A 20371-nucleotide genomic window follows, 5' to 3' on the forward strand; every position below is an offset into this window, starting at 1 on the left:
TACGACCTGGCCGGCGACGCGCTGGCGAAGTATTGGCCGGAGTTGGAGAAGGCACAGGCGGACTCACTGCGTGCGCTGGAGAAGGGCCGCCAGGCCCGGAAGGACCTCTCCTCCGCGAACGGCCGTCTGGACTCTGCCAATGACTGGGTGAAGCGGGCGGAGAAGAAGGCCAAGGAGTACGAGGACGAGGGCAAGAAGAAGGACGTACCCCCGCCGGACGAGAAGGACGTCCGCGCCGCCACCCGTAACGCGACGAACGCGGGGGAGGCGAAGGAGAGCGCGCAGTCGGCCGTCGACAGTGCGAACTCCGCGCTGGCGGCGGCGAAGCGGATGGCGGAGGACGCCCGGAAGCTGCGCGAGGACGCGGCTTCGGCGTGCAAGCGGAAGCTGGAGGAGGCCTCCGACGCGGGGATCCAGAACCGCTCCTGGTGGGAGGAGGGCGTCGACTGGGTCTCCGACAACTGGGACACCATCGTCACCGTCTGCAAGGTCGTCGTGGCGGTCGTCGGCATCATCGCCATGATCATCGGCGGCCCGATCCTGGGCGCAATCGTCCTGGTCGCCGCCCTGGTTCTTCTCGCGGACACCCTGCACAAATACGCCAACGGTGAAGCGTCGTTGTGGGATGTGGCGTTCGCGGCGCTGGAGTGCATCCCGGGCATGAAGGGCCTGACCACGCTAGGCGGCCTCGCCAAGGGAGCAAAAGCTCTGGCGGCGGGCGGTCTGAAGGGGATGGCCAACGGCATCAAGGGCTTGGCCAAGTCGGGCCGGGACATGATCGCCAAGGGTGCGAAGGGTGCGCACGACCGGCTGAAGAACCTGGTCCGCAGCCGGGGCAGTGACCCCGTCGACATGGCGACCGGCACGATGTATCTGCCGCAGACCGACATCACCCTCCCCGGCACCCTGCCCCTGGCCTTCACCCGCAGGGCGGAGTCCGGTTACGGAGCGGGGGGCTGGTTCGGCCCGTCCTGGTCCTCCACCATCGACCAGCGCCTGGAGATCGACAGCGAGGGCGTCGTCTTCGTCACCGAGGACGGACTCCTCCTCGCCTACCCCCACCCCACCGGCCCCGACACCCCGGTCCTGCCCCTGACGGGGCCGCGCTGGCCGCTGGCCCGGCTGGAGGACGGCGGCTACACGGTCACCGACCCGCTGGCCGGCCACACCCGCCGCTTCACCACCCCAGGTGAGGACCGCACCGCGCTGCTGGCACGGATATCGGACCGCAACGGCAACACCATCACCGTCGACTACACCCCCGAGTGCACCCCGACCGGGCTGCGGCACTCCGGCGGCTACCACCTCAAGCTCACCACCGAGGCCGGCCGCATCACCGCCCTCGCCCTGGCGAACGCCGCCGAAGACGGCACGGACGTCCGCATCAAGCGCTACGACTACACCGACGGCAACCTCACCGCCGTCACCAACTCCACCGGCCGCCCCCTGCGCTTCACCTACGACGACCGACTGCGCGTCACCTCCTGGACCGACACCAACAACCGGTCCTACGCCTACACCTACGACGCCCGGGACCGCTGCATCGCCGAGGGCGGTGAGGCCGGGCACATCACCATCACCCTCGACTACGACGGCACCGACCCCGCCCACCCCGGCGCCCGGATCACCACCCTGACCACGGCCGAAGGCGCCACCACCCGCTTCGTCATCAACGACGCCGGCGAAGTCATCGCCGAAATCGACCCCCTCGGCCACACCACCCGCACCACCTACGGCGACAACCACCACATCACCGCCACCACCGACGCCCTCGGCCACACCACCGCCTTCACCAACAACGACCACGGGCTGCCGCTGACGATCACCCGCCCCGACGGCAGCACCCTGCACTGCGCCTACAACGACCACGGCCAGCCGCTCACCCTCAACCTGCCGGACGACACCACCTGGTTCCGCGACTACGACGACCGAGGCAACTGCACGGCCGTCACCGACCCGACCGGCGCCACCACCCGCTATACCTATGACGCCCGAGGCAGCCTGACCAGCGTCACCGACGCCCTCGATGCCACGACCCGCATCCGCTGCAACACCGCCGGCCTGCCCTGCGAGATCACCGACCCCGTCGGCAGCCGCCTCACCCGCGAACACGACGCGTTCGGCCGCGTCACCACCGTCACCGACCCCCTCGGCGCCGAAACCCGCCTGTGGTGGACGGTCGAAGGCCACATCACCCGCGCCCGCCAACCCGACGGCGCCGAACAGACCTGGACCTACGACGGCGAAGGCAACTGCACCGCCCACACCGACCCGGTCGGCGGCACCACCCAGTACGAGTACACCCACTTCGACCTGCTCACCGCCCGCACCACCCCCGACGGCGCACGCTACGAATTCGCCCACGACGCCTCACTACGCCTCACCCAGGTCACCAACCCCCAAGGCCTGACCTGGATCTACGGCTACGACCCCGCCGGCCGCCTCGCCTTCGAAACCGACTTCGACGGCCGCAACCTCACCTACACCCACGACCCCGCCGACCGCCTCACCACCCGCACCAACACCCTCGGCGAAACCATCCACTACGAACACGACGTTCTCGGCCGCGTGACCACCAAGAACGCCGCCGGGCAGGTCACGCACTACACCTACGACCCGCACAGCCGCCTCACCAGTGCAGCGAGCCCCAGCGCCACGCTGACCCTCGACAGGGACCCACTGGGCCGCATCACATCCGAGACGGTCAACGGCCGAAGCATCACCTACCGATACGACGCCCTCGGCCGCCGCACCGGCCGCACTACACCTACCGGCTCCACCAGCACCTGGGCCCACGACGCCACAGGCCGCGCCGTCTCCCTCAACACCTCCGGCCGCGAACTGGCCTTCACCCATGACGCAGCAGGCCGGGAAGTGGCCCGTCACATCGGCGAGGCTCTCGCCCTCGCCCACACCTTCGACTCCACCGGTCGCCTCACCACTCAGTCCGTGACGACTCAGACGTCGACCACCGACAACGAAACCCTCCGCCGCCGGGCCTACACCTACCGCCTCGATGGCAACCTCGCGACCGTCACCGACGAGCACTCCGGCACTCGTACGTTCGACCTCGACGCCATGGGCCGCGTTACCGCTGTCAACGCATCGGGCTGGACCGAGCGCTACGCCTACGACGAGGCCGGCAACCAGACCCAAGCCGACTGGCCCTCCCTTCACACCGCAGCCGAATCCACCGGTCCCCGCGCCTACACCGGCACCGTCGTCACCCGCGCCGGCACCACCCGCTACGAACACGACGCCCAAGGGCGCGTCACACTCCGCCAGAAGACCCGCCTCTCCCGCAAACCCGACACCTGGCACTACCACTGGGACGCCGAAGACCGAGTCACCCACGTGGTCACCCCCGACGGCACCCGCTGGCGCTACCGCTACGACCCCCTCGGCCGCCGCATCGCCAAACAACGCCTCACCAACACCGGGGACATCGCCGAACAAGTCGACTTCACCTGGGACGGCACCACCCTCGCCGAACAGACCACCACCACTCCCGACCACCCCAACCAGATCACCCTCACCTGGGACTACAACGGCCTCCAGCCCCTGGCTCAAACCGAACGCCTCACCAACACCACCGACCAACAGGAAATCGACCGCCGCTTCTTCGCCATCGTCACCGACCTCGTCGGCACCCCCACCGAACTCGTCGACGAAACCGGCAACATCACCTGGCACAGCCGCACGACCCTCTGGGGCACCACCACCTGGGCCCGAACGAGCACTGCCCACACACCACTCCGCTTCCCCGGCCAATACCACGATCCCGAAACAGGCCTACACTACAATTATTTTCGTTATTACGATGCCGAAATTGCGCGCTACGTATCACAGGATCCACTGGGACTGATTGCCGCACCCAATCCGGTCACCTATGTCCCCAACCCAACCGGATGGACGGACGCGCTAGGACTCTCCCCATACAGCGATTCCATATCCATCTACCGAACCCCCAAAGCAGCAGACGCCCGCTACGAACTGGACAACGGGCCAAACCCGGCCAACCACCAGCCAGGTGTGGACATCGGAGGAGGTATAATGTCGGACGGAAAAGTCTATTTCGGTGAAAGTGGAGTGGCCGCAGAATACGCAGGACCCACCGGACTCAACTTCGCCAAGGGGATGGTCCGGTATGACATGGATCCTTCCTTCCTTGCCGAGTTTGGAGAGTTTGCGAAGGTGTACGACCGTCAAGGCCCCGGCGGATCAGTCAGACTCGAATTCCCGATCCCCGTGGACAAGTTGGACCGGTTCAATGAGTTGACGAGAAACCGGTCTTGGGTATCCATCTATGGAGGTCCTTAATGAGACTGTCGAACCATCAAGAAATCGAAGTCACGGTCACGGCCGTCGCCCCCGTGGGGTGTCAAGTTGTTGCTGGCGATACAACCGGATTCATCGACCAAACGAAGCACCCGTCGTGGTGGTCATCGGATGTACGTCCCCCAAAGAACGGCGACAAACTGCACGCGGTCGTATTGGACGATTCGCGGACACCGCCACGACTCAGCGCACTTCAGTCGGACATCGACATCGCCCGATCCCTCCGTACGTGATTTTCGGGAAACTGATGCGTTACTTTCCAGCTTGGAAGAGTCAACTCCAGAGTAGCGGTGGCAGTTCCACGTCAAGACAGAAGAGTTCCGGCGGACGGAGTGGTTGGACGCGCGAACTCTCCGGGCAGCGGCATAGAGGACGGCCGGTCTCCGGTTTCGCTGCCACCCCGCCCCTTCTTTTCTGAGAAGGCATCGTTGCCCGAGGACGCCGCGCCATGAATTCCGGCCCGTGGAGCACCCACGCGATCGAGTTGTCCGGTGACACCGTCACCAAGCGGTTCCTGGCGGGTGGTCAAGAGCGGCAGCGGTGCGAGTGGCGTGCGCTGGGTCTGCTCGCCGAGTACGCGCCCGGGCTCGCGCCGGTGCCGTTGAGCGCCGATGCCGGAGCCGAGCGGCCCACCATCGTCATGTCGCGGCTCCCCCGGTACGCCGCTGCGCGGCGACTGTTCGGGCCAGCGGCGTGTGGAGGCGCTGGCCGTGGCCGTGACGGCGTTGCATCTGGCCGTGCCCGCGCACATCGTGGAGGGTCTCCCGGTTCGGGCCGGGCAGCAGGCGGAGATCGTCGCGACCCTCAACACCTGGCGGGACCGGGACCGGCCGCCGCACCTCACCCCGGCCGTGTCCCGGGCGCTGGACGCCGGGCTCGCCTGGCTCGATGCCTCGCGCCTGGACGAGCGAGGGCCCGAGGGCGTACCGGCCGTCTTCGGCCCCGGTGACGGCAATCTCGCCAATTATCTGTGGGACGGGTCGCGGGTCCGGGTCGTCGACTTCGAGGAGTCCGGCCGCAGCGACCGGGCCTTCGAGCTGGCGGAGATCACCGAGCACGTCGCAAGCTGGGTGGACGCCGGACCGGGCGGCGAGCTGGACGTGCCCCTCCTCGTCGGCCGGGCCGGGCTGACCGACGCCGAGGCCGCGCGGCTCACCGACTGCCGGCGGCTGCTCGCGCTCGTCTGGCTGTTCCTGCTGGCGTCGGACGATCCGGAGAAGCCCCGAAACCCGCCCGGCAGCGCGGAGCGGCAGGCGCGGCGGCTGCTGGGACTGCTCGGCTGACCGGGCGCCGCCGCTGTCACGCCGGGCCGGTGACCGCCGAGGTGTCGGTCCACACCATCTCGTAGTACCGCACCTGTTCGTCCTCCCCGGCCAGACGCATCCCGGCCGCCGCCATGACGTGCTGGGACGGGCTGTTGTCGTGGTCGGCGTCGCCCTTCACGCGGGTGATGCCGGTGTCCCGCGCGAAGGCCAGGAGCGCCCGCAGCGCCTCGGACGCGTAGCCACGGCCCCGCGCCGACGGCACCAGACCGTAGCCGATGGTTACGGCGCCGTCCTCGTCCGCGGGGCCGTGGAAGCCGATGCCGCCGATCGCGCAGCCGTCCTCGCGGCGCCGGATCTCGAACACGCCCGGGTGCCGGGCGCCGTCGCCCTCCGCGCAGCACCGCAGGAAGAGCTTGGCCGCCGACACGTCGCCCTCCGTGGGGTACCCGGGCGCCCAGCGGGCGTCCCCCACCGGCTGCCGGGCCGTCACGCCCCCGGCCTCCCCGATGCTCAGCCGGTGTATCAGAAGCCGCTCCGTCACCAGATCATCCATGGCATGTTGACTACCACGCTCTGCGCACGGATGGCACCGGGTTATGTGAACAGAGCCCGTCACCGGGCCGGTTGACGCCGGTCAGCGTGACGACGCGTCGGGCGCCGCGGCCGGGCTGCCGTCCGGTGCCGCGGCGGACTGTTCCCGCAGCGGGGCGCCCGCCCGGCCGGGAACACCCGCCGGCCCGGTACCCCCGGTCGGCCCGCTCTCCCCGGTCGGCCCGCTGTCCCCCGTACGCGGCCCGGTGCCCCCGTCCCGCCCGGTGTCCCCGCTGTCCCCCGTACGCGGCCCGGTGTCCCCGTCCCGCCCGGTCTCGTCGGCCCGCCCGGCGCCCCCGGCCGACCCGGTAGCCGGCCCGGTGCCCCCGACCGGCCCGGTGGCCCTCCCGGCGGTCGCGGCTTCCGTCGGGTGGCTTCCTCCGCGGCCGAAGTGGTTGAAGGCCAGGTTCAGCACGATCGCCACCAGACAGCCGGTGCTGATGCCCGAGTCCAGGATGACGAGCAGGTCGTCCGGGAACGCGTGGTAGAAGCCGGGGGCGGCGATCGGGATCAGGCCGACGCCGACGGCGGTGGCCACGATCAGGGCGTTCTCGCCCTTCTCCAGCGCGGCCGTGCCCAAAGTCTGGACGCCGCTCGCCGCGACCGAACCGAAGAGGACGATGCCCGCGCCGCCGAGCACCGGCAGCGGGACCAGCGCGATCACGGAGGCGAGGACCGGGCAGAGGCCCAGCAGGATCAGGATGCCGCCGCCGGTGGCCACGACGTACCGGCTGCGCACCCGGGTCATGGCGACGAGGCCGACGTTCTGGGCGAAAGCGCTGCACGCGAAGCCGTTGAACAGCGGGGCGAGGGCGCTCCCGAGGGTGTCGGCGCGCAGACCGCCCTCGATGGTCCGCTCGTCCGCCGGACGCTCCACGATCTTGCCGAGGGCCAGCATGTCGGCCGTGGACTCGGTCATGCAGACCAGCATCACGATGCACATCGAGACGATCGCCGCGATCTCGAACTGCGGTGCCCCGAAGTGGAACGGGGTGGGGAAGCCGACGAGTCCGGCGTCGCCCAGCCCCGCGAAGTCCGTCATGCCGAACGGGACGGCGACGAGGGTGCCCGCGACGAGTCCCAGCAGGATCGCGATCTGCTGGAGGAAGCCCCGCAGTACGCGCCGCAGCACCAGGACGATCAGCAGGGTGACGGCCGCCAGGGCGATGTTCGCGGTCGAGCCGTAGTCGTCCGCCGTCGCGTCGCCGCCCTGCGACCAGTTGAAGGCGACCGGCAGCAGGGAGAGGCCGATCAGGGTGATCACGGTGCCGGTGACGACCGGTGGGAAGAAGCGCAGCAGCTTGGAGAAGTACGGGGAGAGGAGGAAACCCAGCAGTCCCGCCACGATGACGGCGCCGAAGATGACGGGCAGCGCGTCACCGGGGCCCTCCGCCCTGCCGATGGCGATCATCGGTGTCACGCCCGCGAACGAGACCCCGTTGACGAACGGCAGCCGGGCGCCGATCCGCCAGACACCCAGGGTCTGGAGCAGGGTCGCTATGCCCGCGGTGAAGAGGCTCGCGCCCATCAGGAAGGCGGTCTCGGCGGCGCTCAGGCCGACGGCCGGGCCGAGGATCATGGGCGGGGCGACGACGCCCGCGTACATCGCGGCGACGTGCTGGAGGCCGCTGGTGACCATCTTCAGCGGCGGCAGCGTCTCGTCGACCGGGTGTTTCTCCCGGGGCTCGGGCTGCGACGCGGTGGCCGGCTCTTCGGCTGTTCGGGAGCGGAACGGGTGCTTGGCTGCCACGGCGGGGACCCTCCGGTCGGTTGCACGTCCTCAGGGCGACGGGGTTTCAGGGAGGCGGGGCTTGCTGCCCCGGGGATACGGGGCTCGGTTTCCCGGGTGATACGGGGACTGCCACGTCGGGACACCGGCTCCCGCGGGATGCGGCGGGAGCCCCCGAGGGGATACGCAGCTCCCCGAGGGGCCGGGGCCGGCGGGAGCGGCGGGAGCGGCGGGAGCGGCGGGAGCGGCGGGAGCGGCGGGCGGGGAACGACGGAGACGGGGGTGGGAACGGAGACGGAGGGACGGAGACAGGACGGGGACGGAGACAGGGAGCGGGAAGGGGACGGGGAGCGGGAAGGGGACGGGAACGGAGCACTCGGGGTCTGGTGGGGAGGACAGGCCCGGGGAGAGACGGGAGCGGGGAGCGGGAGTGGAGCGGGCGGACGGCGGGCAGGGGCGGCCGTGGGCGGTCAGCCGCCCTCCGCCAGGGACGCCAGCCGCCGGGACTCGGCCCGCGCCTCCCGGGCGATCGTGTCCTCGTCCGCGGTGACGAGCCGGCCGTCCTCCACGACGGGCCGGCCGTTCACCAGGGAGAGGGTGACGGGTGCGGGCGGGCCGAGGACGAGGGCCGCGACCGGGTCGGCGATGGTCGAGTGGCCGAGCCCGTCGATCCGCCACAGCACCAGGTCGGCCAGTTTGCCGGGCTCCAGGGAGCCGGTCTCGGCGGCCCGGCCCAGGACCCGGGCGCCGCCGTGGGTGCCCAGCCGCAGCGACTGGCGCACGTTCAGCGCCTTCTCGCCGCCCGCGAGCCGGTGGACCAGCAGGGCGTTGCGCAGTTCGGTGTGCAGCTCGCCGGACTCGTTGGACGCGGTGCCGTCCACGCCGAGGCCCACGGGGACGCCGGCGCGCAGCATGTCGGGCACGCGCGCGGTTCCGGCGGCGAGGCGGGCGTTGGACGACGGGCAGTGGCCGACGCCCGTGCCGGTGCGGGCGAACGCCTCGATGTCCGTGTCGTTCATGTGGACGCAGTGCGCCATCCACACGTCGTCGCCGAGCCAGCCGGTGGACTCGAAGTAGTCGGTGGGCCCCATCCCGAACAGTTCCTTGCAGAACTGCTCCTCCTCCACCGTCTCCGAGCCGTGCGTGTGCAGCCGTACGCCCTTGCGGCGGGCCAGTTCGGCGGACTGCCGCATGAGTTCGGTGGAGACCGAGAAGGGCGAGCAGGGCGCGACGCCGACGCGCAGCATCGAGTCGAACGACGGGTCGTGGTGGGTGTCGATCGCCTCCTCGGTGGCGGCGAGCGCCTGGTCGGGGGATTCGACGGCGAAGTCCGGCGGCAGTCCGCCGTCGGACTCTCCGCGGTCCATGGAGCCGCGGGTCGGGCTGAACCGTACGCCCAGCTCCCGTGCCGCGCGGATCTCCGCGCCCAGGAGGTCGCCGCTGCCGCGCGGGAAGACGTAGTGGTGGTCCGCGGCGGTGGTGACGCCGCCGCGGACCATCATGGCCAGGGACGCGCGGGCTGCGGTGTGGACCATCCGCTCGTCGATGCGCGACCAGACCGGGTAGAGCGCGGTGAGCCAGTCGAAGAGGTTGGCGTCCTGTGCCAGCCCGCGGGTGAGCCACTGGTAGAAGTGGTGATGGGTGTTGACCAGGCCCGGGGTGACCAAGTGGCCGGTGCCGTCGATCCGGCGGGTGACGTGGGCGAGCCCGGTGGGCGCCGGGCCGGGGCCGACGGATTCGATGCGGTTGCCGGCGACGACGACATGGCCCGGGGCGTGCTCGGTGTCGTGGGCGTCGACGGTGGCGACGGCGCAGTTCTCGATGACGGTGCGGGGCGGCGCGGTGGTGCCGTCGCCCGGCGGGCTCGGTGCAGCTGCCATGGGTTCCTCGCTCTCGTGCGGAGAGTGCCGTCCGTCAGGGCTCGGGTGCGAGTGCCGGCCCGTCTCAGGCCGGGGCGGTCATGTCGGTGGGGATGCGGGCTTCGGCACCGTCCCGCAGCACGGTGGCCTCGATCAGCCCGTACGGGCGGTCGGCGGCGAAGTACACGGCGCCGTCGGGGGTTTCGTTGTCGAGGCCGAAGGGGCGGAGGTCGACGGGGAAGTGGTGGTTGTTGGGCAGCGAGAAGCGGATCTCGTCGACGGCCACGGCGCCCCGGCCCGCCGCGTCACCGCCCACGCCTCCGGCCCCGTCACCGGCCGCCGCGCCACGGTCCTCGCCCCCGTCACCGGCCGCCGCGCCGAGGCCCTCGCCCGCGTCCGGGGCTCCGGCCCTGACGTCCTCCTCGCTGCCCTCGATGACGCGCGTCCCCATCTGGTAGAGCGTCTGCTGGAGCGAGTAGCTGTAGGTCTCGGCGAAGGCCGCGAGGATGCGGTCGCGCGCCCGCTCGTAACTCCGGTTCCAGTCCGGGGCCCGCACGCCGCCGTCGCCGTCACCGCCCTCGCCGGTCCAGGCGTAGCGCCAGCAGGCGGTGACGTCGGTGGCCAGGATCCGGTCGTGCGTCTCCTGGAGGGTGGTGTACTCGTCCTTGGCGTAGCCCCAGAACTCGGAGTCCGTGGTGTTGAGGACGGTGAGGTCCTTGAGCCCGCCGACGACCTCGCAGCGTTCGCCGTCGTAACGGATCTGCGCGGTGCGCGTCTCCCGGCCCCGGCGGACGAAGGAGTGGCCGTGCGCGCCGGGTATGCGGTCCCAGGCGTACTCCTCGACGCGGACCCGGGCCCGGTGGATCGCGTCCTGGGTGTCGGCGAAGTGGCGCGCGAGCAGCAGGCCGAACTGCTCCGGGGAGTCGATGCCGTACTTGCGGGCGAAGGCGAACACGGTGTTCTTGGTCGTGTCGGTCGGCAGGACATGGGCGTTGTCGCCGGAGTGGTGGACCGCGTCGAGGTCGCCGGAGAGCGCCACGGAGACCGACAGGTCCCTGATGTGGTGGGTGTCGCCGTCGCGAACGACCCGGACGACCCGGTTCTCCGCCTTGCCGTACTGGTTCTGGCCGAGCAGGGTGGGCACGAGTCAGCTCCCTCGGTAGACGGAGTAGCCGAACGGGCTGAGCAGCAGCGGCACGTGGTAGTGCTGCCCGGGCTCGACGGCGAAGGTGACGGTCACTTCCGGGAAGAAGGCGGGGGCTCCCGCCGGGGCCGCCGCGCCCGGGGCCGCCGCGTCGTGCCCGTCCCCGCGGGCGGCGCTTCCGGCTTCGCGGGACAGGGCCCCGCGGGCGGCGCTTCCGGCTTCGCGGTCCAGATAGGGGCCCGTTGCGAAGTCCAGGCGGATTCCGGTGGTGCCCGGGGGCGGGACCGGGAGGTCTCTGCACCGCCCGTCCGCGTCGGTCGCCGAGGAACCGAGCACGGTCCAGCCACCGGGACCCTCCCGCGCGGTCCGGCCGTCGGAGTCGTCGTGAGCGGTACGGCCGCCGGGATCCTCCTGCGCGGTACGGCCGCCGGGATCCCGCGCGGTCCGGCCGTCCGGGTCCCGCGGCGGTGCGTCCTCGCCGCCGCCCCGGGCTGAGATCCGTACCGGAACGCCCGCGGCCGGGTGTCCGGCGGCCGTGTCCAGGACGTGCGTGGACACCGAGGGCGCGGCGGCGGGTCGGCCGGTGCTCATGAGACGGTTCCCTTCTCCGTGGTCGCGTCGCGGTCCGGCGCACCGGAAGGGCCGGCGTACTCCTCCGCCAGCCGGCTCAGCCGGATGCGGTTGATCTTGGCCAGCTCCACCCGGACGATCTCGCGCTCCTGTTCCGGGGGGTTGTCGATCCGGTTACGGACGGCGTCCCGCAGCTGTTCCGCCGTGAGACCCGTGGCACAGATCAGGAAGACATGCCCGAATCGCTCCTGGTAGGCCAGTCCCAGTTCCAGCGTTTCCGCCCTGAGCCGCTCGGACGCCCCGGTCATGCCGCGCTGTTCACGGGCGGACACGGGATCGCCGGGCGCGGGGCGGCCGATGGGCGGGTGGGCCGCCATGGCCTCGGCCAGACCGTCCGCGGTGAGCGCGGCCGTCGCCGTGTCGCTCGCGGCCAGGAGGGCACCGGTGCCGGCGTAGGGTCTGCGGGCTGCGAGCGCCTCGATCCACGTACGGCCGGCGCACACCTCGCGCAGTGCTGCTCGCGCCGCTCCGGCCGGGGCGCTGTTGAACCGGGCAAGTCCTTGGGGCGGGGGCGATGTCACGGGGTGCCTCCGGGTCCTGAGGGCCGGACGCGCCGCATCCCGGGGGCCGGGCGGGCCGCGTCCTGGGGGCTGGACGGGCTGCGCCCAGCTAACGCCCTCCCGGCACCGGCGTCAACACTTTGTTGAAGCCGTGTCGGTACGGCCCCGGTGCGGGCACCCGGCCCGGTCAGCCACCGCCGCGCGAGGAGTTCTCCCGGTTCAGGTAGTTGTAGACCGTGAAGCGGGAGACGCCCAGCGCGCTCGCGACCGTCTCCACCCCGTGCCGCACCGAGAAGGCGCCGCGCTCCTCCAGCACCCGCACCACCGACTGCTTCGTCTTCCGGTCGAGTTCCGCCAGCGGCATGCCGTGCCGGCGCTCCAGATCGGCGAGGATGTGATCGAGCGAGTCGGACAGATGCGGCAGCCGTACGGCGACCACCTCCCGCCCCTCCCACGCGAGCACCACGTCGTCGCCGCGCGCCCGGTCCGGCGGGAGCAGCTCGCCGCCCATCGCGTCCACGAGCGGCTTGACCGCCGCCACGAACGGGTGATCGCGGGGGACGGTCACCGCTCCCCCTCGGCGCCGCCACCGGCCGCCGCGCCGTTCTCCGGCACGACGTTGACCTGTACGGACACCCGGGTGGCCCCGGCCGCCAGGGACGTGCGCAGCATCTCCTGGACCGTGGCCAGCACCCGGTCCGCGCCGCCCTCGGCGGTGTTGCCGAACGGGCCCACGTCCACCGCGTCCAGGCCGGCCCCCCGCACGACCTCACGGGCGACCACCGCGTGCTCCGGCGCCTCGTCCAGGTCGAACGGCTCGGTCGTGAACTCCACCCTCAATCTCACGCGCCCGACCCTAGCGCCCCGCGCCCGGCCCGGTACCGGGCCGGTGCGCCGCGTCCGCCCGGCACACCCGCCGCAGCGCGCCCCCGGCCCCTCCCCCGGCCGGTTCGTCAGTCGGCAGTCCGGGTCGGTACACCCTCCCGGCACGCCCGCCGCCGCGGCGCACCCCCGGCCGGACCGCCAGTCGGTGCGTCAGCCGGTGCATCACCCGGTACGTCAGTCGGTACGCCAGTTCGTACGTCAGCTGGTCGCCCGGCCGGTCGGCCCGGTCGGCCCGGCTGGACCGCCCGGCGCGCCCGGTCCCGTACCCGGTTCGCCGGCCTCCGCGGCCGGTTACGGCCGTATCCCTCCCCAAGGCGGCCTTTGTCGGGGACCATGGACCCGCGGTGCCCCGCGCGCGGCCTCACCGGCCCGGTGACGGCACCGCGCGCCACACCCCCACCCCGAACACAGCCCTACGGCCCTGCTGGAGCACCAAGATGGCGGAAAGCGTGCCGGTGCGATGCCCCTCGTGCCGCCGCGAGCACTCCTACACCCCGTTGACCTGCCCCTGTTCCTGCGGTGCCCCCGTGACACCGCAGGTCCGGCGCGGCGGTCCGGCGGTGCGGCTGGAACACCACACCTGGGACGACGCCTGGGTCGCGGTGCGCTGCGACGCCTGCGGGCGCAGCAGCCAGTGGCCGCGGCCGGAGCTGGGCTGCCCCTGCGGCATCCTGCTGCGGCTGCCGGTCGCGCCGGTCACCTCGGCCGGCACGGGCTCCTCGCACCGTGCCCCGGCGACCGGCGGCGGGGGCGCACCGACGGGCGGTACCCGCACGTCGGCCGTGCCGCGCCCGGCGTTCCGTCCGGTGACGATCCGGACCGGCCGGGACGTGGTGACGGCGGCCGCGCAGTATCTGAAGTGGCTCGGCTTCCGGGACGTCCTGCCGTGCGACGACCGGCCGGGCACCGGAGTCGACCTGCGGGGCACCGACGTGGTCGCCCAGGTCGACCCGACGACCCACCCCTCCACCCTGCGGGACGTCGAGTGCCTGTGGCTGAACAGCCTCAACTCCTCGGCGGCCGGGGTCTTCTTCTCGCTGGCGGGCTACGCGCACGCGGCGCGGGCGCGCGCAGACGACCTTCAGGTGCCGCTGTTCGTCATGGACCTCACCGGCACCCCGCAGCCCGTGAACGACGCGGCCGACGACCTGGTCCGGATGGGCGCCTGAGCAGCCTGGTCCGGACGGGCGCCTGAGCCGCCGCGCCGGGCGGACGGACCGCCCGGCGCCACGTGCCCCGCCTCGCCGCATCCGTCACGCGGTCAGACGCGGGCCTGCTCCCGTTCCCGCGTGAACTGCTCGCGCAGTTCCACCTTGCGGACCTTGCCGCTCACCGTCATCGGGAAGCCGTCCACGATCCGCAGATGGCGCGGCACCTTGAAGTGCGAGAGCCGGCCGCCGCAGTAATGGACCAGTTCCTCCAGGGTCAGCGGGTTCTCCGGGTCGCTGGGGACCACGACGGCCAGGATCTCCTCGCCGTACGTCTCGTCCGGGACGCCGACGACCTGCACGTCGGCGATCTTCGGGTGGCTGTGCAGGAACTCCTCGATCTCCCGCGGGTAGACGTTCTCACCGCCCCGGATGATCATGTCCTTGATGCGGCCGACGATGCGGACGTAGCCGTCCTCCTGCATCACCGCGAGATCGCCGGTGTGCATCCAGCGGGCCCGGTCGACGACCTCGGCGGTACGTTCCGGCTCCTCCCAGTAGCCGAGCATCACCGAGTAGCCGCGGGTGCACAGCTCCCCCGGCTCGCCGCGCGGCACGGTCAGCCCGGTCGCCGGATCGACGATCTTCACCTCCAGGTGCGGCAGCACCCGCCCCACCGTCCCGGTACGGCGCTCCAGGTCGTCGTCCATCCTGGTCTGGGTGGAGACGGGCGAGGTCTCCGTCATCCCGTAGCAGATCGACACCTGCGCCATGTGCATCTCGCTGACGACCCGGCGCATCACCTCCACCGGGCAGGGCGAGCCCGCCATGATCCCGGTGCGCAGCGACGTCAGGTCGTAGTCCCCGAAGTCCTTCAGGCCCAGCTCGGCGATGAACATCGTCGGCACCCCGTAGAGCGAGGTGCAGCGCTCCTCCTGCACTGCGCGCAGCGTCGCGGCGGCGTCGAACGACGGGGCGGGGATGACCACGCAGGCGCCGTGGCTGCCGGCGGCGAGATTGCCCATGACCATGCCGAAGCAGTGGTAGAAGGGCACCGGCAGGCAGATCCGGTCCTGCTCGGTGTAGCCGACGGTCTCGCCCACCCAGAAGCCGTTGTTGAGGATGTTGTGGTGGGAGAGGGTGGCGCCCTTGGGGAAGCCGGTGGTGCCGGAGGTGTACTGGATGTTGACCGGGTCGTCGCAGCTCAGCTCCGCCGCGCGGGCCGCCAGCCGGTCGCGCTGCACGGCCCGCCCGGCGGCGAGGAGGTTCTGCCAGGTCGGGTCGTCGATGTAGACGACGTCGCGCAGCGCCCGGGCCCCGGCCCGGACCTGCTCCACCATGCGCCGGTAGTCGCTGGTCCGGTGCTCGACGGAGGCCACGAGCACCTCGATCCCGGCCTGCTTGAGCACGAACGCCAGCTCGTGCACCCGGTAGGCAGGATTGATGTTCACCATGATCGCGCCGATGCGGGCCGTGGCGTACTGGACCATCACCCACTCGGGACAGTTCACCGCCCAGATCCCGACCCGCGCCCCCTTGGAGACGCCCTTGGCCAGCAGGCCGAGGGCCACCTCGTCGACGGCCTCGGCGAACTCGGCGTACGTCCAGCGGCGGCCGGAGGCCACGTCCACCAGCGCTTCCCGGTCCGGATACGCGGCGACGGCGCGGTCGAGGGCCACGCCGATGGTGTCGCCCAGCAGCGGGCCGTCGGCGGTGCCTGCGGCGTAGGACAGCTCGCGCTCCGTCATGTGTGGTCCCCCTCGTGGTGTTCGGCGGTGCTTCCCTCTGCGGTACGTTCCCGCAGCTCGATGCGGCGGATCTTGCCGGATACCGTTTTCGGCAACTCGGCGAACTCGATGCGCCTCAGTCTCTTGTACGGCGCCAGAGTCCTGCGGGAGTGCGCGAAGAGCGCCGCCGCGGTCTCCGGCCCGGGCTCCCAGCCGTCGGCCAGCACGATGTACGCCTTGGGGACGGCCAGCCGGACCGGGTCGGGGGCGGGCACGACGGCGGCCTCCGCCACCGCCTCGTGCTCCAGCAGCGCGCTCTCCAGCTCGAACGGCGAGATCTTGTAGTCGGAGGCCTTGAAGACGTCGTCGGCCCGCCCGACGTAGGTCAGCCGCCCCTCCGCGTCCCGGGAGCCGATGTCGCCGGTGCGGTAGTAGCCGCCCGCCATGGCCTCGGCGGTGCGCTCCGGGTCCCCGTGATAGCCCGTCATCAGGCCGACCGGCCGGCCGCCGGGGCCGTTCAGGTCGAGGCAGATCTCGCCCTCGTCGGACGGCTCGCCGGTGACGGGGTCGAGCAGCGCGACCGTGAAGCCGGGCGTCGGCCGTCCCATGGAGCCCGTCTTCAGCGGCTGCCCGGGGGTGTTGGCGACCTGCACCGCCGTCTCGGTCTGGCCGAAGCCGTCCCGTACGGTCACGCCCCAGGCCTCCCGGACCCGCTCGACGACCTCGGGGTTCAGCGGCTCGCCCGCGGCGACCGCCTCGCGGGGCGGGGTGCGGAGCCGGCCCAGGTCGGCCTGGATCAGCATCCGCCACACGGTCGGCGGGGCGCAGAAGCTGGTCACGCCGTGCCCGTCCATGTGCTCCGTCAGCCGGGCCGCGTCGAACCGGGTGTAGTTGTGGATGAAGACGGTCGCCTCGGCGTTCCAGGGGGCGAACAGGTTGCTCCAGGCATGCTTGGCCCAGCCGGGCGAGGAGATGTTGAGGTGCACGTCGCCCGGGCGCAGCCCGATCCAGTACATGGTCGCGAGATGCCCCGCCGGATACGACAGATGGGTGTGCTCGACCAGCTTCGGCAGGGCGGTGGTGCCCGAGGTGAAGTAGAGCATCAGCGGGTCGGAGGCCGCCGTCGGCCCGTCGGGCTCGAAGACGGCCGGATACCCGGCGGCCTCCTCGTACGGCAGCCAGCCGCCGTCCGCCGGGACACCGCCCACGGCGATGCGGGTGTAGTCCCCCGGCACGTCCGCGAACTTCTCCGTGTCGGCGGACCGCACGATCACGTGCCGGGCCCGGCCCCGCGCCACCCGGTCGGCCAGGTCCGCCGGGCCGAGCAGCGGCGTCGCGGGGATGACGACGGCCCGCAGCTTCATCGCGGCGAGCGCCGTCTCCCACAGCTCGACCTGGTTCCCGAGCATCACGACGATGCGGTCCCCGGCCCGTACGCCCCGCGCGCGCAGCCAGTTCGCGGCCCGGTCCGAGCGTTCCGCCATCTCCGCGAAGGTCCGCCGGGTCTCGCCGCCGTCCTCCTCGGCGATGTGCAGCGCGGTGCGGTTCCGGCTCTCGTCGTCCGCTGCGATCCGGTCGAACCAGTCCAGCGCCCAGTTGAACCGCTCGGGGCGGGGCCACCGGAACCCGGCGTAGGCCGTGTCGTAGTCCTCCCGGTGCCGCAACAGGAAGTCGCGGGCCGCCCGGAACTCCGCCGTGGCGGTGTCCCCGGCGGCTTCCGTACCGGCCGCGCCGCTTGCCGTCATGTGCCCTCCTCGTCACCGGACCGTCCATGAGCATCCTGACGCCTGTGACCTGGCTCTCACCACCCCTCAGCGGTGATGAAGATCAATCCGTACGGGCACGGTCCGCTTCCGGCGCCGTGCCTGCCTCTGTCTCCGCGCGGCGCCGTGCACCCGGATGTCGTGCACGGCGCCGGGAGCGCACAGCCGGAGCAGCCGGGCCGCCTCGGACGTCACCCCCTCCTCCTCGGAACGTGTCAGCGGCTGGAACGGTTCGATGTCGACGGAGGCGGTACGGCTCCGGGCATCCCGGGCTCTCCACGCGCTCGGGCCGGACGGGGTGTCCGGGCGCCAGACGCCGCGGACCGTCCCGTCCACGAGGAAGGCGCGGTGCGCCTGGTTGCCGGCCCAGATGCGGGACCGGTACGCGTCCTCGACCATCCGGGTGCGGTCCCTGAAGGACAGCAGGACGTTGTCGTACTCGGGCAGCAGGCGGGGCGGCGCCGGGGTCTCGGGGTCGGGCAGCGGCGCGTCCGGCAGGTCGTACAGCACGGTGCCGTTCTCGTCCCGGTAGGCGCGCAGGTCCATGGTCTCCACCACCTCGCGCAGCCGGGTGAGTCCCGACCAGGTCTGCATGTCCGCGACCGCGGCCGGACCGAAGGCCGCCAGACAGCGGCGCAGCAGCTCCTCGACGGCGCCCGCGGCCGGCTCGTACGGCTCCCGGCCGAGCCACTGCCCGACCGTGGTGTGCCGGGCCTGGCCCGACCGGCCCCAGAGACCACGCGGCGGGACCTGTACGAGAGCGAGCACGGTCCGCGCCGCCACGGAGAGGGCCAACGGCTCCACGCCGGGCCACACCCGGGCCAGCTCCTTGCCCAGCTCGTGGAACATCAGCGGGCGGTCCTCGACCAGTTCCCGCGAGACGGCGGCGAGCCGCGCGAGGTCGACCTCCGCCAGCCGCTTGCCGAACTGCCCGCGCAGCATGCGGTCCTGGGCGGGCTGGACGAGCGGCCGCAGCCGCAGGCAGTCCTCGGCGGTGACCAGGTGCAGCGTCGAGCGGTGCAGCGAGATCCGGACGGCCCGGCGGTTCTCCAGCAGCGCGGACAGCCGCCCGGGGTCGAAGTCCGCCAGCCGGGCCCAGAGGGCGTGGTACGGGACCACGGGCACCTGCGCGTGTACGCCCACGAGATGGGCGACGGCCTGCTCCTCGGTCAGCTCCGCCCGGCGCAGCAGCAGTTGACGGTCCAGCGTGGCGCGGTTCAGGGCACGGGCGGTCAGGAGCGGCAGGCCGGACGACGCTGCCGCGCCGGACCGCGCCGCGGGGCGGGCCTTCCGGGCCGGGCGGTCCGGCGGGGGCGTGCGCTGCGTCTTCGTCATGGCTGCCACGGTAGGCGGAGTTGCGGACAGGTCCGGTCCGCGACCCGGAGGGGTGAACGCGTCCCGGCAGCGCGTCCCGGCGTCAGCCACGGAGGGGGACGTGCCTTGGCTGCACGTCCCGGCGTCGGCCCGGAGGGGTGGACGTGTCCCGACTGCACGTCCCGACTGCGCGTCCCGGCGGTCACCGGGCGCGTTTCCGCAGGGGCTGCCGGGGGGGCGTGGTCGTCCGGCGCGTTTCCGCAGTGCTGCCCGGCGGATGTGGTCCGGGGTGCGTAGTCCCTCGCGCGTGGACCGGCGGGTTCTCCGCCACCGGCTCATCGCCTCCCGGTCTGTGTAGTCCCTCGCGCGTGGACCGGCGCGCGGATCCGTCGAGTGCGGACCGGCGCGGGGGCGGACCAGGGGGCGTGGTCCGGCGGGGGCGTCCGGAGCGTCTCCGCAGCCCTTCCCGGCGGGCGTGGACCGGCGGGCGTGGACCGGCGCGCCAGTCCGGCGGGGGCCGACCGACAGGCGTGGGCCTGCGGACGGCTCGGCGCCGTTCCCTTCCGGAGCCGGATCGTCGCCGCATCGCTCGAAGGCTCCGCACCGGGACCCTGCCGGGGCCGGCTCGGCACGCCGGTCCGTTCCCGCCTGTTCCCGCGACACGCCGGCCTGTTCCCGTGCCGGCCCGGCGCCGGTTCGCGTCCGCGACGGACGCCAGCCCTCCGTTTCCGCGCGGGCTCCCCGCCCGCCGGGCCCGGCCTCAGGCCACCGAGCCGATCCGGGCGGCCCGGGCAGCCGGGGCGGCCGGGTCGTGGTGGATCGGGGTGTGGGCACCGGTCAGCGGCACCCCGCTGCCGCCCCTGCGGTCGGCGACGATCTCGGCTGCGATCGACAGCGCTGTCTCCTCGGGCGTACGCGCACCGAGGTCCAGCCCGATCGGTGAGCGCAGTCCGGCCAGTTCGGGCTCGGTCAGCCCGGCCTCCCGGAGCCGGGCGAGCCGGTCGAGATGGGTGCGGCGGGAGCCCATGGCCCCGACGTAGCCGACGGGGAGCCGGAGCGCACGGGTGAGCAGCGGGACGTCGAACTTGGCGTCGTGCGTGAGCACGCACAGGACGGTGCGGCCGTCGAGGGCCCCCGGCTCGCCGGTCTGTGCGTCCAGATAGCGGTGCGGCCACTCGACGACGATCTCGTCCGCCTCCGGGAACCGCTGCCGGGTGGCGAAGACGGGCCGGGCGTCGCACACGGTGACGTGGTAGCCGAGGAACTTGCCGGTCCGGGTGAGCGCGGCGGCGAAGTCGATCGCGCCGAAGACGATCATGCGGGGCGGCGGCACGCTGGACTCGACCAGCAGGGTGAGCGGGCGGCCGCAGCGGCTGCCGTCCGTGCCGATGGTGACGGTGGCGGTGCGGCCCGCGTCGAGCAGCGCTGCCGCTTCGGCTGCTGCCGTGCGGTCCAGCTCGGGGTGGCCGCCGAGGGAG

15 protein-coding genes and 1 pseudogene are annotated in these 20371 nt (G+C 72.4%); 3 read left to right on the forward strand and 13 right to left on the reverse strand.

Features of this window, described 5'->3' with window-relative positions:
• Positions 1-4320: DUF6531 domain-containing protein (locus GCU69_RS29035; protein WP_156207663.1), on the forward strand; the 4320-nt coding region annotated here is incomplete at its 5' end.
• Positions 4321-5054: 734 nt separating this feature from the next.
• Positions 5055-5621, forward strand: a complete 567-nt coding sequence (locus tag GCU69_RS29040; RefSeq protein WP_235978769.1) for a phosphotransferase — start codon at positions 5055-5057, stop codon at positions 5619-5621.
• Between the two features lie 16 nt (positions 5622-5637).
• Here GCU69_RS29040 and GCU69_RS29045 read toward each other — a convergent pair whose 3' ends face one another.
• The 9 genes and pseudogenes from GCU69_RS29045 to GCU69_RS29080 all read right to left on the reverse strand — a co-directional run bounded on the left by GCU69_RS29045 (position 5638) and on the right by GCU69_RS29080 (position 12902).
• Positions 5638-6156 carry a GNAT family N-acetyltransferase gene (locus GCU69_RS29045; RefSeq protein WP_156207664.1) on the reverse strand — a complete coding sequence of 173 codons (519 nt, stop codon included), beginning with the start codon at positions 6154-6156 and terminating at the stop codon, positions 5638-5640.
• Positions 6157-6237: 81 nt separating this feature from the next.
• The gene (locus GCU69_RS29050; RefSeq protein ID WP_235978770.1) at positions 6238-7848 is read right to left on the reverse strand and encodes a nucleobase:cation symporter-2 family protein; all 1611 of its coding nucleotides are present in this window, start codon (positions 7846-7848) and stop codon (positions 6238-6240) included.
• 545 nt (positions 7849-8393) lie between these two features.
• Entirely contained in the window at positions 8394-9803 is a 1410-nt protein-coding gene (locus tag GCU69_RS29055) for an 8-oxoguanine deaminase (RefSeq protein ID WP_156207665.1), read from the reverse strand.
• A gap of 64 nt (positions 9804-9867) precedes the next feature.
• A complete protein-coding gene (locus GCU69_RS34870) occupies positions 9868-10098 on the reverse strand; it encodes a hypothetical protein (RefSeq protein WP_408055858.1) in 231 nt (76 codons plus the stop codon).
• Between the two features lie 102 nt (positions 10099-10200).
• Positions 10201-10926: pseudogene (gene pucL / locus GCU69_RS29060) on the reverse strand (factor-independent urate hydroxylase); the annotation flags it as partial.
• 3 nt (positions 10927-10929) lie between these two features.
• Positions 10930-11517 (reverse strand): hydroxyisourate hydrolase, encoded by a 588-nt coding sequence (locus GCU69_RS29065; protein WP_098754294.1) that lies wholly within the window; start codon positions 11515-11517, stop codon positions 10930-10932.
• A complete protein-coding gene (gene uraD, locus GCU69_RS29070; protein ID WP_098754293.1) occupies positions 11514-12077 on the reverse strand; it encodes a 2-oxo-4-hydroxy-4-carboxy-5-ureidoimidazoline decarboxylase in 564 nt (187 codons plus the stop codon). Before uraD ends, GCU69_RS29065 begins: the two co-directional genes overlap by 4 nt.
• Before the next feature lie 166 nt (positions 12078-12243).
• The gene (locus GCU69_RS29075) at positions 12244-12624 is read right to left on the reverse strand and encodes a helix-turn-helix domain-containing protein (protein ID WP_098754292.1); all 381 of its coding nucleotides are present in this window, start codon (positions 12622-12624) and stop codon (positions 12244-12246) included.
• Positions 12621-12902, reverse strand: a complete 282-nt coding sequence (locus tag GCU69_RS29080; RefSeq protein ID WP_098754291.1) for a hypothetical protein — start codon at positions 12900-12902, stop codon at positions 12621-12623. Before GCU69_RS29080 ends, GCU69_RS29075 begins: the two co-directional genes overlap by 4 nt.
• Before the next feature lie 476 nt (positions 12903-13378).
• On the opposite strand from GCU69_RS29080, the gene GCU69_RS29085 reads away from it, so the two are divergent.
• Positions 13379-14110, forward strand: a complete 732-nt coding sequence (locus GCU69_RS29085) for a hypothetical protein (protein ID WP_098754290.1) — start codon at positions 13379-13381, stop codon at positions 14108-14110.
• A 92-nt stretch (positions 14111-14202) separates the two neighbouring features.
• On the opposite strand, the gene GCU69_RS29090 is transcribed toward GCU69_RS29085, so the two are convergent.
• The 4 genes from GCU69_RS29090 to GCU69_RS29105 all read right to left on the reverse strand — a co-directional run.
• Entirely contained in the window at positions 14203-15837 is a 1635-nt protein-coding gene (locus GCU69_RS29090; RefSeq protein ID WP_156207667.1) for an AMP-binding protein, read from the reverse strand.
• Entirely contained in the window at positions 15834-17561 is a 1728-nt protein-coding gene (locus GCU69_RS29095; protein WP_156207668.1) for an AMP-binding protein, read from the reverse strand. Before GCU69_RS29095 ends, GCU69_RS29090 begins: the two co-directional genes overlap by 4 nt.
• Before the next feature lie 66 nt (positions 17562-17627).
• Entirely contained in the window at positions 17628-18914 is a 1287-nt protein-coding gene (locus tag GCU69_RS29100; RefSeq protein WP_156207669.1) for a winged helix DNA-binding domain-containing protein, read from the reverse strand.
• A gap of 739 nt (positions 18915-19653) precedes the next feature.
• A partial coding sequence (locus GCU69_RS29105) for an XdhC family protein (protein WP_170315964.1) occupies positions 19654-20371 on the reverse strand: 718 nt, incomplete at its 5' end.

Source organism: Streptomyces lycii, assembly GCF_009735685.1.
GTDB lineage: Bacteria > Actinomycetota > Actinomycetes > Streptomycetales > Streptomycetaceae > Streptomyces > Streptomyces lycii.